Source organism: Allobosea lupini (assembly GCF_900109525.1).
In the GTDB taxonomy this organism is placed as follows: Bacteria; Pseudomonadota; Alphaproteobacteria; order Rhizobiales; family Beijerinckiaceae; genus Allobosea; species Allobosea lupini.
The window spans coordinates 156,696-172,883 of the sequence record NZ_FOAN01000001.1; the positions used below are offsets into that span (position 1 = coordinate 156,696).

Here is a 16,188-nt window from a genome sequence, read left to right on the forward strand (position 1 = left end):
CACGCCATCTCAAATCCCCGCCGGACAACGGATTTCACGCAGCGCCGGCAGCACCAGCGGGTTCTTCAGCGAGCCGACCCCGAACTGGTAGCCGATCTGACGACCGCCGGCCGCGAGCGTGAAGACGACATTGTCGCCTTGGCGCAGGACCGAGCCGGCATCGAGCAGGCGGAAGAAGGACCAGACGCCGGTGCGGTCGAACATCTTCACCTCGGTCGGCGCCGCCGGCGTCGGGCTGTTGGAGAAGAAGCCGCCACCGAAGATGCCACCGGCATTGTTGTTGGCTGCTGCGCCGCCGCCGATCGTCAGGGTGATCGAGGTCTTGGCGAGGCCGCCGCCCGGCCACATCACCGGCGTCGGCGTGTTGACGCCCTGCTGGCTCGCCACGGTGAAACCGTTGATCTCGAGCTTGGCGCCGGAGGCGTCGGAGGAGAGGGTGGTCGGCACCACCACCATCTGGAAGTTCGGCAGGTTGCCGCCGGTCGGGAAGAAGGCCTCGCGGATGTCGTTGGCGCGCTGGAACTCGCGCAAGGTCGTCGGCGAGAGGGCGCGGGCGACGCGGCTGTCCTGGCGCCAGCTCCAGTTCTGGCCGGACTTGTCGATATAGGGGTCGAGCCGCTCCTTCATGAACTTGTCCATCGCACCGGTGCCGGGCGCGAAGAGCTGGGCGAAGTCGGCAAGACCGATCTCGCTCGTGCTACCCTTGGCGAAGGGATAGCGATTGGCCAGCAGGCTGGAACAGCGGCCGGTGACCTCGCTGGCCAGCGCCTGGCGCAGCAGCGAGACGGTCGCGCCGGTGGCGTCGCCCTCGAAATCGTTGACGGCTGCGACGATCATCGCGTCGAAAGGCGCCGGATAGCGCGAGGAGTTGCCGCGCAGCGAGGCGATCAGCGGCACCAGCGCGGCATTGGCCGCGGCGGCCTGCGCCGGCGTGGTCGCGGCCATTGCGAGGTTCTGGTTGATCTCGGCGAAGATCTGCAGCGCCTGGTCGACCGGCCGCTTGCCGCCATCGCCCTCGACCAGGACGTGGAAGGCCTTGAACTGCGCCTCGATATTGGCGCCGAGCGCCTCGCCGCCGCCACCGCCGGCAATGACGCGATCGACGCCGGGGGCGCTGAGCGGCAGGCTGGTGCCGAGCCGGTTCAGCGAATAGTTGGCACGCTCCTCCAGGGTCTTGGCTGCCTTGTCGGCGACCTGGCCCGCCATCTTCTCGGCAGCCTGCGCCGCAGCAGGCCGCTTCGCTCCCCGCTCCTTGGTCAGCTGCGTCTCGTCGCGGATCGATTCGAGCAGCTGCTTGAAGGGCGAGGTCGGTGCGGAGATGGCCGAAAGCGCGATGTATTTCGGCTTGTCGGCGTTGAGCGGCCGCAGCTTCAGCCGGCGCAGCGCCTTCTGCCAGGAGGCCGTGAAGTCGCGCGTGTAGAGCTTGAGCAGGTCCTGGAAGAGGCTGGCATATTGCGAGGTGATCGCTGCCTGGTCGGCATTGTCGCCGAGGACCCAGCGCTCCTTCTCGATGCGCTCGCCGATGTCGCCGAGACGGTCGACGAAAGCGCCCTGGAAGCCGTCATAGGTGTAGAAATACGGCACACGGATCGAGTCGAGGTCCTCGCCGGAAACGCCCTCGAAGACAAGGCGCGCATCCGAGCCGCCGCGGATTGCCGCGACCCAGTCGCGGCTGGCGTTGCGCCCTTGCGTGCGCAGCAGTTCGTAGGCGCGCTCGGCGATGCTGAGCCGGCGCAAAGTGCGCTGGCTGCTCTCGATCAATGGCTGGTTGAGCTTGACCACCGGCTCGCCGCCGTCGTCGAGGTCGAGCAGGGCGACGAGGTGCTCCTCCAGCGCCTCGCGGCCCTTGGCGTTGGCGGCGCCTGGGAAGAGGTTCTCGGCCCAGTCCTGGCGCATCCAGGCGAGGACGAGGTCGCGGTCGAGCGGGGCACGGCCGCCGACCATCAGATAGACCTTGAGCGCCTCGTAGATGAAGCCGGGATTGTTGACGTTGGCCTCGAGCTGCTCCTCGAGCCGGAAGATGATGCGCGAGCGCAGCAGCCGCTCCAGCGCCTGGTGATAGCTCTCCTGCGCCGCCGATTGCAGGCGCTCGCGCTGGCTGAGGCCGAAGGTGGCAGCGACCGGCGTCGGCTCGTCCTTGTCCGCATAGCCGGCCGGCATATGGCGCAGCTTGTGCAGCAGCGGCAGGACGCGGCTGAAATTGCGGTCGGAGAGAGTGGTCTCCTGCAGCACCGGTGCGGCGCTCGACCGATAATCGGCGAGGCCGTAATTGGTCTGGTTGATCAGGTCGCTGTTGCGGGCATAGCTCGTCCACCACATGCCGCCGAGCGCGAGTGAGACCAGCGCGATCGCGCTGAAGCCGGCGATGCGCAGCAGGGTCGAGCGGCGCGCGGCACGCAGGTCGGTCGAGACCCAACCGGATTCGCCGATGATCACCTTCTGGATCAGGTCGGTGAGGAAGAAGCTCTTGCCACGGCCGGAATAGGAACCGGAATCGGCGTGGTCGCTGCCGAAATTGCGCGAGAGTGCACCGATCAGCTGGTCGATCGGCGTGCCTTCCTGGGTGCCGGAGGTGAAGTAGAAGCCGCGCAAGGTCGCGCTCGACTGATAGCGCGTCGGCTCGAAGACGCGGCCAAGGAAGTCGATGATCAAAGGCTTCAGCGTCGCCATCTGGCTCGGAAGGCCGAAGAGCTTGGCGCGCGAGGTCGGGTTGTGCTCGTCCTGCAGACGATCCGAGAGGCGCTCGTTCAGCCGCTCGATCAGCGCGTCGAATTCGGGCGGCACGTCGCCGATCATGTTGCGGGTCTTGTCGACTGTCTGGAAGGTATGGCCCCAGACCATGCGCCGCTGCGGCTCGGAGAGCGCCGCGAAGAACTCGTTGAAGCCGGCGATCAGATCGGCCTTGGTGAAGACCGCATAGACCGGGAAATCGACCTTGAGCCGCTCGTTGAGTTCGAGCAGGCGGGCGCGGATCGCATCGCCATGGGCGACGATCTCCTCCTGCGATGAGGTCAGCAGGTCCTCAACGCTGATCGCGACGATGACGCCGTTGATCGGCTGGCGCGGCCGGTTGGTCTTGAGCAGATCGAGGAAGGCGAGCCAGCTCGTGCGCTCGGCCTTCGTATCGGTGTCCTGCGTGGTGTAGCGCCCGGCGGTGTCGATCAGCACCGCATCCTCGGCGAACCACCAGTCGCAATAGCGGGTGCCGCCGGTGCCGGCCACGGCGGCCGGTGTCTGGCCGCCGCGGGCGAGCGGGAACTTCAGCCCGGAATTGACCAGCGCCGTGGTCTTGCCGGCACCGGGCGGGCCGATGATGACGTACCAGGGCAGGTCGTAGAGATAATCACCGCCATCCTTGCCGCGCGTGCGCCGCAGCGTCGCCAGCGCATCGCGCATGGAGGCAGCGAGCGCGGCGCCGTCACCGGTCTGGACTTCCTCCTTGGCCATCGCGTCGGAGAGCGCGGCGACGGCCCTGCGCCGCTTGATCACGATCCAGGCGCTCCAGCCGAGCGCGCCGAGCATCAGGACGAGCGCGATCGGTAGCCTGACCCAGAACGATTCGAGCGGGCGCACTTCGCCGAAGGCGACGAAGGGGCCGCCGAACCAGATCAGCAGCGTCAGCGCCAATGCGCCGACGAAGATGGCTGCGATCCTGAGCCACGTCGCGAGATTCATCGTCTACCCGTCTCCTGCATCGCCACCCGGTCCTAGCTGTTGCGCTGGATCAGGATCTCGACGCGTCGGTTCTTCGCCTTGCCGGCCGCGGTTGCGTTGGTGTCGATCGGCACGTCGGGTCCCTTGCCCTCGGTGCTGATGCGATCCGGCTGTTTCAGTCTGGTCTTCAGCAGGTCGCCGACCGCCACGGCGCGCGCCTTCGACAATTCGAGGTTGTTGGGGAAACGGGCGGTGCGGATCGGGTCGGAATCGGAGTGGCCGACGACCTTGATCGCGCCGCCTTCGTCGTTAAGCACCGCGGAGATGCGCTCGATCAGCGGGCGGAACTCGTCGCGCACCACGGCCTGACCGGGTTCGAACAGAGTGATGCCCATCAGGCGCACGATGATCAGGTTCGGCGTCACCTGGCAGGTGATCGGCGGCTGCACTGTCGCGCAGACCTTTGGCTGCTGCGCAGGCGGGGGTGGTGGCAGAGGCGGCGGCGGCCGAGCCGCGACCCTGCGGATGATCTCGATGTCACCCTTCGGGTGCACCGAGAGCAGGGCGCTGGCCGAAGCCTCGGCATTGCCGCCGAGCAAAGCGCGGAAGATGAAATAGAGGCCGAGCACGGCGACCGCTGCGACGGCGGCGACCGACCAGACCGGGATCTTGAAGCCGGCGAGACGGGCGGTCAGGGCCTGGCCCTGCCAGCGCGGCGACAGTTCCGGATCGGGCTGCTTCACCCGCCGCAGTGTCTCGAACAGGTTCCGCTGGATCATCTGCAGATTGGCGGCACCGCCGGCCGAGGTGCGGTGCACGCCCTCGAAGCCGAGCGCCAGGCAGACATGCATCAGCTCGAGCAGGTCGTAATTGACCGATGGATCCTTTCTGGCGCGCTCCAGCTCCTCGAAGAAGCGCACGCCGCCGGTGCGCTCGCCGAAGAAGCGCGAGAGCATGCTGTACTGCGTCCAGACATGGCGGTCCTCGCCCGGGATGTTCTGGACGATGTCGTCGGCGAAGGCGCAGATGATGTATTTGGCGGTGCGCGTCTGCTCGGCGGTGAAGCCGGCCGCCCTGACCTCATGGTCGAAGGCCTCGATCGTCTCGCCGACCTGGCCGATCATCTGCGTCGCCGGCGCCCTCGACAGATTGGCGCGCAGGCGCCCGAGCAGGAGCAGGAGCGGGCCGGCGGCCTTCAGCAGCGGATTGGTGTTCGGCGTGAGCATCTGCTCGCGCTTGGGCAGCGCCTGCGGCACATAGCCCTGCGGCGGGGGCGGCGGTGCGCTTTGCCGCGGTTGCGGCTGCGACATCCATTCCTCGCCGCCGGGCACGCCGGGTGAAGGAGCCGCATGGGGGTATTGCGGCGCGCCGGAGGGCGCATAAGGCGAGCCCTGCGGTGGATAGCCGGCAGGCGGAGGCGGGTAGGGCGCGTTCGCAGGCGGGTAGGGCTGCCCATGCTGCGGGTAGCCCGGGGTTGCTTCCACCGGGCGTGAGGGCTGCGGTACGCGCCGTCCGGCCGGGTTCGGCCGGATGAAGGTCCGGTCCGAACGGCCGAACGGATCGGAGCCGTCATTGCTCATCGCCTGCCCTCGAGCACGGCCCAGAGCTCCATTTCGAGATCGGGCCAGTCACCGGAGAAATGCATGCCGATCGAACTCGCCGTGCTGAATTCCGGCCAGAGCGGCGAGGTGCGGTCGAGATAGAAATAGACGTGGTCGGTCAGTGCCCGGATCTGGGGCGGCGGCGTCGGCAGGTGGACGAGATTGATGCCCGGCAGGTGGGCATGGACGATCTCGTTCATCTTGGTGTTGGGGCCGATCTTGAAGAGATGCGGGAATTGCGACTGGATCTCGGTGAGGGGCCGGCGTGCGGCCACTTCCAGGACCAGCGTCGCGTTGCGCATCAAGGCGCGGTCGCGGATCGTCGACATGAAGGCGTTCTGCGCCCGCTCGACGATCTCGAGGCGGATGGCGCGGCGGCCGAGCTGGGCCGAGAGGAAGTCCTGGATGTCGCGCACCACCGGGGTGAAGCAACCTTCCAGGTCGTCATGATCATAGGCCGGATAGTCGCGGGCGCGGCGTTCGGCGGTGGTGAAGGTCGCAAGCTCGCCGGCGATAGCGAGCAGCGTGATGAACAGGCGCTCGGGATGGACGAAGCGCGAGCCGCGCATGTGCTTCAGCACCGGGATGTGCCGGTTGAGCAATTGCAGGATGAAATAGTCGGCGCTCTGCAGGCCGCCGCCGGCAGTCGGGTCGGCGGCGTAGCGGGCGAGCTCCTCGAGCTTGTTGTCGATCCAGCCGATGACGCGATCCATCCAGCCGTCGACCACCGGATGGGCCGAGCAGAGCAGCACCGGTGGGGCGAACTTCTCGTCGAACAGGATGGCGCGGTCGCGGACTTCGAGGATGCGCCCGAGCGCCAGGCCGACATAGCCGGGCTTGCTCGTCTTGCGCAGCTCCAGGCCGAAGCGCGGATGGGCGATGTCGATCTCCTCGTCGACGCGCAGCGAGGCGGTCGAATCGATCAGCATCTCGGTCGCCGGATAGAAGCGGCTGGCGGAGCCGTTGAGGCTGTCCTCGACCTCGCGGGTGTTGGAGGCGGCGAGCGGCAGCGAGAGCCAGGCGATCTGGCCGGCGGCGTTCTCCGGTACCTCGATGGCGGGCGGCAAGGGCGAGTTGTCTGGCATGGCGAAGGGCGTGCCGTCCGGCATCACGCCGACGGCGCGCCTGAGCCCGATACGGCTCTGCTGCGCCAGGTCGCGGTCGATCTCGAGCACCGAGAACCCCCACGGATAGGGCGTGACGTGCCGGACGCGATTCTCCAGCAGATTTTCGAGATAACGATCGTTCTGCTGCAGATGATGCGGCCGCAGGAACAAGCCTTCGGACCAGACGACCTTACTGTACCACGACATCCAGTTCTCGCTATCTCAAGGCCTATCCCGGACACTATACGGCTCGTTCCCGAGCGTCACCATTGCAATGTCATCTCTGCTTTGGCCATTGCTGGATTCAGGGCGGATTTCGCGGGGGCGCTGCGAAACGATCGCAAGTGCGCGCAGATGGATGTAGCGTGAGGCGCAGCCGACCGACCGTCGCCTATCGAGGCAGCAGGATGAACCAGAACCAGGCGCCAGATTACGACCGCAGCGGCCGTTTCCCGATCGACGAGGATGGCTGGCAGGTCGTCGATCTCAACCGGATGCTCTATCCCGGCGGCCCGCATGCGCTGCGGGTCCATGCGCCGGGGCTTCCTCCCTTCCATGTCGGCTGGCGGTTTGCGAACAGCAGCCCGGCTCCGACCGACAACCGCATCGTCGCTTCGCATATCGGCGCCAAACTCGGTGGGTCGCCACTGCCGCCGGCGAACTTCAGCCCGGCCATGCTTGCGCGGATCCAGGAACGCTTGCGCATCTACGCCATGCTCCATCCGCTGCCGCTGTTCGGGGAGAGGATCAGCGGCGTCGATTTCGTCGTCGAGGATCCGATGGTCGAGATCTTCTGACATGGCCAAGCTCAGCCCAGCGGATGCGATTGCGCAGATCAAGCCGGGAGCGACCCTGGACGAGCTACGCGCCTTGGCGCGTCAGGTCTCGGCCGCGCCCGCAGGCCCCGATGTCATCCTCTATTCCGCCGTCGCCGATGCGGCCAAGCGAGCCTGTCAGGCCGGCACCGGCTATGCGCTGATCGACGATACCGAGCGCGCCACCTTCCTGTCGGACGGCGATTTCCTGCTGGCGGTCGCGCGTGCGGCAGGAATCACCGAGCCCAATCCGAAGCGCGCCGTCGACAATCTGATGCAAGGCGGCCGCCTGCCGGATGGGCATCCCGACAAGGCCGCGGCGATCATCGGTAACGCCGCCATGTTCGGTGTCGAGAGCGATGCGGCGGCGCTGCAGAGCTCGTTCTGGGGCGAGGCTTCGCGCGAATTCGCCGAGGGCGCGTCCGGGCATGTCGTCCTGCTGCTGGGGCGCCCCGTCCAGAAGGTGTTCTGGGCTGTTGAGCTCCCGGCACTTCAGGCTGCCTGCGCTGCCGGCAAGCTGCCGGGTTCCACGATCAACGGCATCCCGATCGCGTCGCTGCCGCCCAATCCGAACGTGGCGCTCAGCACGCTTTGGCCCTCCGCCGAGGCGCGTGCAAAAGTCTTCACGCCGCCGGCGCCACCCTCCGCATCCGCGCCGGGTGGAGGTGGAGGCGGCGGCGGGGGAGGCGGAGGAGGCGGAGCCGGTCGGCCCGCCGCCCGCGTTCTCGACCCCGTCATCCATCCGCTGCCCGGCATGCTGAGCATCGGCCCTGGTAGCCCCAATGTGATCATCGGCAAGAAGCTCGCCTGGCGCGGCGTGCCGGCCGGTGCCGCCGCGGCGATCCAGGCGGCCAAGACCATTTCGGACACGACGATCCAGGTTGCGGAGGCCGCGACGCTCGCCGGGGCGGGCACGCCCGCGGCACCCGGCCTGAAAGCAGCCGAAGAAGCGACCAAAGCGGCTGCTGCCAGCACCATGGGCTCGATGATTTCCGGCGCGGCCGGCGGGGCCGATATTCATACCTGCGCTACGCCGCTGCCGATTCCGCCGCACGGGCCGGGCGTCGTCATCGACGGCTCCCAGACTGTGCTGGTCAACGGCCTGCCGCTTTGCCGCATGGGCGACACGATCATCGAGGCAGTCGGGCCGCCGAACAAGATCGCCATGGGCGACCCAACCGTGCTGATCGGCGGCTGAGATGGGGCGTCGCCGTTCTCCCGACCGTGCCGTGGCAGCGCAGGAGCGTTTCCGCCTGCTCCGGGTCCAGCGCTTCTCCTCCGACACCGAGAAGGCGCTCTGGCATGGGCGCTCGCGCAACACCCGCGTCGCCAAGGTGCTCGTCTACATGGCGGCGATCCGGATGCCGGACCGGCCGGGATTGCCGCTGACGGCCAATCCGAACGTGACCTGCAAGGGCGCGGAGCAGCAGTTCTTCAGCGCGTCGGGCGAGAACCAGGCGGCGCATCTGCTGCCAGGGCAGATCCTGATCGACAACACCTATCCCTGGCTCTTTCTGCAGGGCGAGCCGGCACGGCTGCTGCAGAACGAGTTCGCCTATGTCGATCCGATCCACGCCAACTATAACGCGGCCGACCGGCTGGCCGAGCGCAACGGCATGGTCGAGGCCTTCGCCGCTGCCTGCCGTGCCGTGCTGACCGGCACGGGCGATCCCGAGCGCGACGTCTCCAACGCCTATCATCGTGCCTGGGTGCCGGGCGCGCTCGCCGCGATCGCCGCCGCCGAGAACGAATTGCGCACCGAGCCGCTGCCGCCGCCTCTGACCTACGGCACCGGCCCCGAGGACTACGGCATGATCCTCAATCTCGAGGAACGCGGCCAGGCGATGAACGACGAGGACACCTGGAACAGTTTCGAGCAGCTGAGCATGCTCGACTATTATCGCGTCGCCTTCGACGAGATGCCGCGCGAGATCGAGCCCCGGGCCATCGTCGCGGCGTTGAATGCGCTGGTGAACTGACCGTTCTGCGGTCTCAGGTCGAGGTGTGCCGTGCGGCCGAGGGCGCCGTCGCGACGATCAGCCCGGCCGCGACGATCACCGCGATCCCGGCCCAGGTCATCGGCGATGGCAGGTCGCCGAACAGGACAAAGCCGAGGGCTGTCGCGCCGATCAGTTCGAGATAGACGAAGGGCGAGAGCGTCGCGACCGGCGCCAGGCGGAAGGCGCTGATCGTCATCAGGTTGCTCAGCGTCGAGACCAGGCCCATCAGCACGATCAGCAGCAGGCCCTCGCGCGTCGGCGTCGTCCATTGCAGCACCGCCAAAGGCATCAGCATCAGGATCCCGAGCACGAGCTGGATCGTCAGTGTCGAAACTGGCGATCTCCCTTGTGCCGTCGCCCGCGTCAGCACGAGGTAGCAGGCCATGCAGACGCCGGAAGCGAGCGCGATCAGTGTATCGGTGCTTGTCTCGGCACCGGGGCGTACGACTAAAATGGCGCCGACAAAGCCGAGCGCGACCGCAAGCAGCCTGCGCCGATCGAGCCGCTCGCGCAGTGCGATCGTAGCGAGCAGCGTCGCTGCAATCGGCGCGATGAAATAGGCGCCGAGCGCATCGGCAAGTGGAATGCGCGCGATCGCGACGAAATAGAGCGTCATCGCCGCGACCAGGAAAGCGGTGCGCACGACCTGGGCGAGCCAGTATCGGCCACGAGATGCCGGGGCGTGCTCCAGTTCCCGCGCTCGCCCACGCTGGAGCAAGGCGACCGGCAGGATGAAGCCGAGCGCAGCGACATAGCGCACCCAGCTCAGGAAGGCCGGTGAATGGGCGCCGCTGAGATATTTGGCGATAGCGTCGGAGCTCGGGATGATCAGCATCGCGATCGCCATGAGCACGACGCCGAGCGTTTCGCTGCGCGGTTCGCGATGCGCCTGATCGGGGGGTGTAGTCATGCCGCGACGCTATCTGATTCTGGCATCGCAACAGCGTCGCCGTTAACGTTTCGGCAGTCTCGGTAAATCCGGGTTAACTGTCCGACGCGTCTTCCGGCATCAGCTGACCTTGCGATATTGACGTGAACAAAGAGGGAATTAAACTGAACATATAGAGAACATAGGAGATCGGACATGCTGATTGCCCGCAAGCTGATGGCCGGAGCTGTGGAGTTTCTGGCGCTCGCTCTCTTCGTCGGAATGATCTGGGTCTGGGCCGCGCTGGCCTCCGCTCCGCACGTCTGAGTGGGCTCGGAAGCCGTAATCGAATGCCATGCGCGGACGTGTCCACAGCCTGGCGGATGGATCAGCTCGACCAAGGAGGGGTGGCGCGCAATAACCGGTTCTGAGCATGCTCTTGGGATCAAGAATCGGCGCAGGTCCTCTCACTCGGCCCATTGGTTGAGCGGGCGGCGCGCCGGAGGGCGCGATGACCGACCGCAAAGACGATACACAGGTTCAGGACGAGGTCGGCTTCGTCCACCTCCATGTCCATTCGAGCTATTCGCTGCTCGAAGGCGCGATCCAGGTCGGCGCGCTCGCCAAGCTCGCGGCCGGCGACGGCCAGCCGGCCATGGCGCTGACCGACACCAACAACCTGTTCGGCGCGCTCGAGTTCTCGGAGAAGCTGGCGAGCTCCGGAATCCAGCCGATCGCAGGCGTGCAGCTCTCGGTCGATTTCGCCGATGAGGATACCGGCGGGCGCAAGCCTGTGCAGAGCGTGACGCCACATGTCGTCCTGCTCGCGACCAGCGAAGCCGGCTATGGCAACCTGATGAAGCTGGTGACGGAAGCCTGTCTCGCTGCGGCCGGCAGCAGTCCGGTCGCGAGCATCGAGCATCTTTGTGCCTATCATGCCGATATCATCGCGCTGACCGGCGGCGCGGGCGGGCCGCTCGACCTCGCCTTGCGCGCCGGCCAGCCGGCTCAGGCCGAGGCCCGCTTGCGGCGCCTCGCGGCCATCTTCGGCGACCGGCTCTATGTCGAGATCCAGCGCCATGAACGCGAGGACGGGCCGGCGGTCGAGGCCGGTCTGCTCCGGCTCGCCTATGACAACGATCTGCCGATCGTCGCGACCAACGAGCCCTTCTTCGGCAAGCCGGCCGACTTCGAGGCGCATGACGCGCTGCTCGCGGTGGCGGCGGGCCGGCTGCTCTCCGATGGCGAACGCCGGCGGGTATCGCCGGCGCACTTCTTCGCCAGCCGCGAGGAGATGAAGCGCCGCTTCGCCGACCTGCCGGAGGCGCTGGCCTCGACCGTCGAGATCGCCCGGCGCTGCTCCTGGCGCGTCGGCACGCGCAAGCCGATCCTGCCACGCTTCGGCGAGGAGGGGCGTGACGAGGCCGACGAACTGGAGGCGCAGGCGAAGGCCGGGCTGGAGGCGCGGCTGGCCAAACATGGACCGGCCGAGGGTTTCTCCGTCGAAGACTATGAGAAGCGTCTCGCTTTCGAGCTTTCAATTATTACCCGGATGAAATTCCCGGGCTATTTCCTCATCGTCGCCGACTTCATCAAATGGGCCAAGGATCATGACATCCCGGTCGGACCGGGTCGCGGGTCGGGCGCCGGCTCGCTCGTCGCCTATGCCTTGACCATCACCGACGTCGACCCGCTACGTTTCGGCTTGCTGTTCGAGCGCTTCCTCAATCCCGACCGCGTCTCGATGCCGGACTTCGACATCGACTTCTGCCAGTACCGGCGCGAAGAGGTGATCGAGTACGTCAAGCATCGCTATGGCGAGGAGCGCGTCGCCCAGATCATCACCTTCGGCACCTTGCAGGCGCGCGGCGTGCTGCGCGACGTCGGCCGCGTGCTGGAGATGCCCTACGGCCAGGTCGACAAGCTGACCAAGCTGGTACCGCAGAATCCGGCCAAGCCGATCACGCTGCCGGAAGCCATCGCCGGCGAGCCGAAGCTGCAGGAGGCCGCAGCCGAGGAGCCGGTCGTCGGTCGCCTGCTCGAAATCGCCCAGAAGCTCGAAGGCCTGCACCGCCACGCCTCGACCCACGCCGCCGGCGTCGTCATCGGCGACCGGCCGCTGGAGCAGCTCGTCGCGCTCTCGGTCGATCCGCGCACCGGCATGCGCGTCACCCAGTTCAACATGAAATGGGTCGAGCAGGCCGGGCTGGTGAAGTTCGACTTCCTCGGCCTGAAGACACTGACGACGCTGACCATCGCGGTGCAGCTCATCGCCCAGCGCGGCATTTCGGTCGACCTGGCGCAATTGCCTTTCGACGACCCCAAGACCTACGAGATGCTGGCGCGCGGCGAGACGGTCGGCGTGTTCCAGGTGGAATCGGTCGGCATGCGCAAGGCGCTGGTCGAGATGAAAGCCGACCGGATCGAGGACCTGATCGCGCTGGTGGCGCTCTACCGTCCCGGTCCGATGGACAACATCCCGACCTATTGCCGCCGCAAGCTCGGGCTGGAGGAGCCGACCTATCTCCATCCCGGCATGGAGCCGTTCCTGTCCGAGACGCATGGCATCATCGTCTACCAGGAACAGGTGATGCAGGTGGCGCAGGCGCTGTCGGGCTATTCGCTCGGCGAAGCGGACCTGTTGCGCCGAGCCATGGGCAAGAAGATCAAGGCCGAGATGGACGCCCAGCGTGACCGCTTCGTGAAGGGCGCGATCGAAGGTGGGCTGAAGCAGGACGTCGCGTCGGAGATATTCGACCTGCTGGCGAAGTTCGCCGACTACGGCTTCAACAAGAGCCACGCGGCGGCCTATGCCGTCGTCGCCTTCCAGACCGCGTATCTGAAGGCCAACTACCCTGTAGAGTTCCTCGCTGCGTCGATGACGCTCGACATCGGCAATACCGACAAGCTCTCGGAATTCCGGCGCGATGCGGAGCGTCTCGGCATCAAGGTCGAACGGCCCTCGATCAACCGCTCCGGCGTCGATTTCGACGTTGCCGACGGGGCGATCCGCTATGCGCTCGGCGCGATCAAGGGCGTCGGCCGCGCCGCGGTGGAATCGATCGTTGCGGCGCGCGCCAAGGATGGCCCGTTCCGCGACCTTGCCGATCTCGCTCGCCGGATCGATACGCGCCTGGTCAACCGCCGCACGATCGAGGCGCTGATCTCGGCCGGTACGCTCGACGAGATCGAGCCGGAGCGGGCGAAGGCGATGGCGGCGGTCGACGGCATGCTGGCGCTCTCGAACCGCGTTCGCGACGAGGCCGCAGCCGGGCAGCTCGATATGCTCGGCAGCAGCGGGAGCTCGGAAGCCTTCCGCATCCCGCCCTTCGAGCCCTGGGCCCCGGCCGAGCGACTGAAGCGCGAGCACGAAGCGGTCGGTTTCTTCCTCTCCGGCCACCCGCTCGACGAATACGAGCATGTGCTCAAGCGCCTGCGGGTGCAGAGCTATGCCGACTTCGCCCGCAATGTGCGCGCCAGCGGCACCTCGATCGCCAAGGTCGCGGCCTCCGTCATCGACCGGTCGGAGCGGCGGACCAAGTCCGGCAACAAGATGGGCATCGTCCAGCTCTCCGATCCGACCGGCCAGTTCGAGGCGATCCTGTTCTCGGAAGGGCTGCAGCGCTATCGCGAGTTGCTCGAGCCGGGCGCAGCGCTGGTGATCCGGCTCTCGGCTGTGCTCGACGGCGAAGAGGTCAGGCCTCGCATCGAGGACGTGGAGCGGCTTGATGATCTCGCCGGCCGGCAGAAGCAGGACCTCTGCATCTTCCTGCGCGACGACAAGGCGCTGTCCTCGATCGCCGAGCGGGTGAAGCCCCGCGACGGCGTACGCTCCGATGGCAAGATTTCGCTGGTGATGATCCTCGACGACGGCGCCCAGGAGATCGAGATCGAGTTGCCGGGGCGCTATCCCGTCAACCAGCAGCTCGCCAATGCCGTGCGCGCCGCGCCGGGGGTGGTGAACGTCGAACTGCGCTGACCGGCCTCGTCAGCGCAGAGCCTTGCGCTGCCGGCGGCCAAGGCATCACAGTGCGCGCGAGACAACGATGATGTCCGGGGGGACGATGAAGCAATATGTCGCGCGCATTCCGATGAGCCTTGCAGTGCCCGAGGCAATGCACTGGGCGATCAAGGACGTGCTCGAAGGCGAATACGAATGTGGTTTCGATGGCGTCGGCCTCGACATTCTCGACATCGGGGCGAATGTCGGCTCGTTCGCGCTCTGGGCGAGCGCGCGCTGGCCGGGCAGCACCGTGACCTCCTATGAGCCGCATCCCGGCACCTACGAGCTCTTGAAGCGCAACACCGACCGGCGCCGCGACATCGTCACGATCAACGCGGCGCTGTTCCCCGGCGGCCAGACAACCGCGACCTTCCTCAGCCGCTTCGCCGGCGACGGCGAGTCCGGGCTCGCCTCCTATGCCGGCGACACCTTTGTCGCCGGGGCCATGGTCGAGCGCTATCAGGTCGCGGTCGTCGACCCGGCGAGCCTGCCCTCGGCGGATATCGTCAAGATCGACATCGAAGGCGGGGAAGGCGACGTGCTCGACCATCTCGACCTCTCGAAGACCTCGCTGGTGCTGCTCGAATACCAGAATCGCAAGAATCGCCTGCAATTGGAGGCGCGTCTTGAAGCCGATTTCGAGTTGATCGACACGGTCGAGCACATCTGGGACCCGCTGCTCGAACAACGGTGCTATCGCCCCGATCTCGCCGGCGACGTCTATGGCCGCATGTTCGCCGCGCGCAAAGGCATCACCCGGATGGCGCGGACCGCAGCGGCGTCAGGGTGAGGGCACGCCCGTGATCGATGTCTGGACCGCGCTGATCGTCGTCGACGTCCAGAATGATTTCTGCCTCGGCGGCAGCCTGGCGGTCGCCGGCGGCGACGAGATCGTTCCGCTCGTCAACGACCTCGGCAAGCGCTTCGCCACGGTCGTGCTGACGCAGGATTGGCACCCGGCCGGGCATTCCTCGTTCGCATCGAGCCATCCCGGCAAGTTGCCGTTCGAAAGCATCGCCATGCCCTATGGAACGCAGGTGCTGTGGCCGGATCATTGCGTCCAGGGCAGCGCGGGCGCGGCCTTCCATCCGGGGCTCGACCTTTCCATGGCGCAGGCGGTCATCCGCAAGGGGCTGCCACAGCAAGGTCGACAGTTATTCCGGCCTGGTCGAGGCCGACCGCACCACGCCGACGGGCCTTGGTGGCTATCTCAGGGAGCGCGGCATCGCCCGTGTCGTGCTCGCGGGCCTCGCCACCGATTTCTGCGTCAGCTGGACGGCACAGGACGCAGCCCGGCAAGGCTTCGAGACCATCGTCGTAGAGGAAGCCTGCCGCGCCATCGATCTCGACGGCTCCCTGGATCGGGCATGGGCCGAGATGACGGCGCTCGGCGTCAGGCGGGCGCGGCTCACCGAGCTGAACGGCTGAGCCATGTCGCGTTCCGAGCGCCTGCTCGACCTCGTTCAGGTGCTGCGCCGGCATCGCCGGCCGGTCAGCGGTCGGAAGCTCGCCGAAGAGACCGGTGTCAGCATCCGCACGCTCTATCGCGACATCGCGACCTTGCAGGGGCAGGGCGCCCCGATCGAGGGCGAGCCCGGGCTCGGCTATGTGCTGAAGCCCGGCTTCATGCTGCCGCCCCTGATGTTCGACGAGGACGAGATCGAGGCGCTGGTGCTTGGCTCGCGCTGGGTCGCGGGGCGGGCGGATGACCGTCTCGCCGGCGCGGCGCGCAACGCCATGGCCAAGATCGTCGCGGTGCTGCCGGCCGATCTGCGCGAGAAGGCAGACGCCTCGGCCCTGCTCGTCGGCCCCGGCGCCAGGATCGCCGACACATCCGGCGTCGATCTCGTGCTGGTGCGCAAGGCGATCCGCTCCGAGCGCAAGCTGGCTCTGACCTATCAGGACGGCAAGGCGGCGGCTTCGCAACGCCTGATCTGGCCGTTCGCCCTCGGCTTCTTCGATCATGTCCGCGTCGTCGTCGCCTGGTGCGAGCTGCGCAACGACTTCCGGCATTTCCGCGCCGACCGCATCGCGCAGGCCGAGCTGGTCGACATCCGCTATCCGCGCCGGCGCCAGGCGTTGCTCAAGCAGTGGCGCGAGCACGAGGGAATACCATCGCCGGCTTGAGATACACTGCCGGA

11 protein-coding genes and 1 pseudogene are annotated in these 16,188 nt (G+C 67.1%); 7 read left to right on the top strand and 5 right to left on the bottom strand.

The window, feature by feature from the left end; translation table 11 throughout:
- Window positions 1-9: 9 nt before the first annotated feature.
- Genes tssM through tssK form a run of 3 tightly spaced genes read right to left on the bottom strand, consistent with a single transcriptional unit; the run spans window position 10 to window position 6,568 of the window.
- Window positions 10-3,675: a type VI secretion system membrane subunit TssM gene (gene tssM / locus BMZ21_RS00750; RefSeq protein ID WP_091828703.1), complete on the bottom strand. Its 3,666-nt coding sequence runs from the start codon at window positions 3,673-3,675 to the stop codon at window positions 10-12.
- 32 nt (window positions 3,676-3,707) lie between these two features.
- Complete coding sequence (gene icmH, locus BMZ21_RS00755) at window positions 3,708-5,234, bottom strand: type IVB secretion system protein IcmH/DotU (protein ID WP_091828705.1); 1,527 nt, start codon at window positions 5,232-5,234, stop codon at window positions 3,708-3,710.
- A complete protein-coding gene (gene tssK, locus BMZ21_RS00760) occupies window positions 5,231-6,568 on the bottom strand; it encodes a type VI secretion system baseplate subunit TssK (protein WP_091828709.1) in 1,338 nt (445 codons plus the stop codon). The genes icmH and tssK overlap by 4 nt, the downstream gene beginning before the upstream one ends.
- Window positions 6,569-6,768: 200 nt before the next feature.
- On the opposite strand from tssK, the gene BMZ21_RS00765 reads away from it, so the two are divergent.
- From BMZ21_RS00765 to BMZ21_RS00775, 3 genes are read left to right on the top strand one after another with little or no spacing between them, the layout of a single operon-like run.
- Window positions 6,769-7,158, top strand: coding sequence for a hypothetical protein (locus BMZ21_RS00765; RefSeq protein WP_091828710.1), 390 nt, complete (start codon window positions 6,769-6,771; stop codon window positions 7,156-7,158).
- A 1-nt stretch (window position 7,159) separates the two neighbouring features.
- A complete protein-coding gene (locus BMZ21_RS30705) occupies window positions 7,160-8,374 on the top strand; it encodes a PAAR domain-containing protein (RefSeq protein ID WP_244543642.1) in 1,215 nt (404 codons plus the stop codon).
- A gap of 1 nt (window position 8,375) precedes the next feature.
- A complete protein-coding gene (locus BMZ21_RS00775) occupies window positions 8,376-9,155 on the top strand; it encodes a hypothetical protein (protein WP_143079621.1) in 780 nt (259 codons plus the stop codon).
- Window positions 9,156-9,168: 13 nt separating this feature from the next.
- Here the strand turns inward: BMZ21_RS00775 and BMZ21_RS00780 are convergent, their stop codons facing one another.
- The gene (locus tag BMZ21_RS00780; RefSeq protein WP_091828712.1) at window positions 9,169-10,086 is read right to left on the bottom strand and encodes a DMT family transporter; all 918 of its coding nucleotides are present in this window, start codon (window positions 10,084-10,086) and stop codon (window positions 9,169-9,171) included.
- Between the two features lie 469 nt (window positions 10,087-10,555).
- Here BMZ21_RS00780 and dnaE point away from each other — a divergent pair, with 469 nt between their 5' ends.
- Both dnaE and BMZ21_RS00790 read left to right on the top strand, forming a co-directional pair.
- A complete protein-coding gene (gene dnaE, locus BMZ21_RS00785) occupies window positions 10,556-14,023 on the top strand; it encodes a DNA polymerase III subunit alpha (RefSeq protein WP_091828713.1) in 3,468 nt (1,155 codons plus the stop codon).
- An 85-nt stretch (window positions 14,024-14,108) separates the two neighbouring features.
- Window positions 14,109-14,837 carry an FkbM family methyltransferase gene (locus tag BMZ21_RS00790; protein ID WP_208862202.1) on the top strand — a complete coding sequence of 243 codons (729 nt, stop codon included), beginning with the start codon at window positions 14,109-14,111 and terminating at the stop codon, window positions 14,835-14,837.
- On the opposite strand, the gene BMZ21_RS30710 is transcribed toward BMZ21_RS00790, so the two are convergent.
- The gene (locus BMZ21_RS30710) at window positions 14,800-15,015 is read right to left on the bottom strand and encodes a hypothetical protein (protein ID WP_244543716.1); all 216 of its coding nucleotides are present in this window, start codon (window positions 15,013-15,015) and stop codon (window positions 14,800-14,802) included. The genes BMZ21_RS00790 and BMZ21_RS30710 overlap by 38 nt on opposite strands.
- Here BMZ21_RS30710 and BMZ21_RS00795 point away from each other — a divergent pair.
- A pseudogene (locus BMZ21_RS00795) lies at window positions 14,914-15,475 on the top strand (nicotinamidase). The gene BMZ21_RS30710 and the pseudogene BMZ21_RS00795 sit on opposite strands and share 102 nt — an antisense overlap.
- 3 nt (window positions 15,476-15,478) lie before the next feature.
- Window positions 15,479-16,174, top strand: coding sequence for a helix-turn-helix transcriptional regulator (locus BMZ21_RS00800; protein WP_091828715.1), 696 nt, complete (start codon window positions 15,479-15,481; stop codon window positions 16,172-16,174).
- The last annotated feature ends 14 nt before the right edge of the window (window positions 16,175-16,188 follow it).

Coding starts and splice junctions, on each gene's coding strand:
- tssM (WP_091828703.1), bottom strand. CDS start 3,675: ATGAATCTCGCGACGTGGCTCAGGATCGCAGCCATCTTCGTCGGCGCA.
- icmH (WP_091828705.1), bottom strand. CDS start 5,234: ATGAGCAATGACGGCTCCGATCCGTTCGGCCGTTCGGACCGGACCTTC.
- tssK (WP_091828709.1), bottom strand. CDS start 6,568: ATGTCGTGGTACAGTAAGGTCGTCTGGTCCGAAGGCTTGTTCCTGCGG.
- BMZ21_RS00765 (WP_091828710.1), top strand. CDS start 6,769: ATGAACCAGAACCAGGCGCCAGATTACGACCGCAGCGGCCGTTTCCCG.
- BMZ21_RS30705 (WP_244543642.1), top strand. CDS start 7,160: ATGGCCAAGCTCAGCCCAGCGGATGCGATTGCGCAGATCAAGCCGGGA.
- BMZ21_RS00775 (WP_143079621.1), top strand. CDS start 8,376: ATGGGGCGTCGCCGTTCTCCCGACCGTGCCGTGGCAGCGCAGGAGCGT.
- BMZ21_RS00780 (WP_091828712.1), bottom strand. CDS start 10,086: ATGACTACACCCCCCGATCAGGCGCATCGCGAACCGCGCAGCGAAACG.
- dnaE (WP_091828713.1), top strand. CDS start 10,556: ATGACCGACCGCAAAGACGATACACAGGTTCAGGACGAGGTCGGCTTC.
- BMZ21_RS00790 (WP_208862202.1), top strand. CDS start 14,109: ATGAAGCAATATGTCGCGCGCATTCCGATGAGCCTTGCAGTGCCCGAG.
- BMZ21_RS30710 (WP_244543716.1), bottom strand. CDS start 15,015: ATGCCCGGCCGGGTGCCAATCCTGCGTCAGCACGACCGTGGCGAAGCG.
- BMZ21_RS00800 (WP_091828715.1), top strand. CDS start 15,479: ATGTCGCGTTCCGAGCGCCTGCTCGACCTCGTTCAGGTGCTGCGCCGG.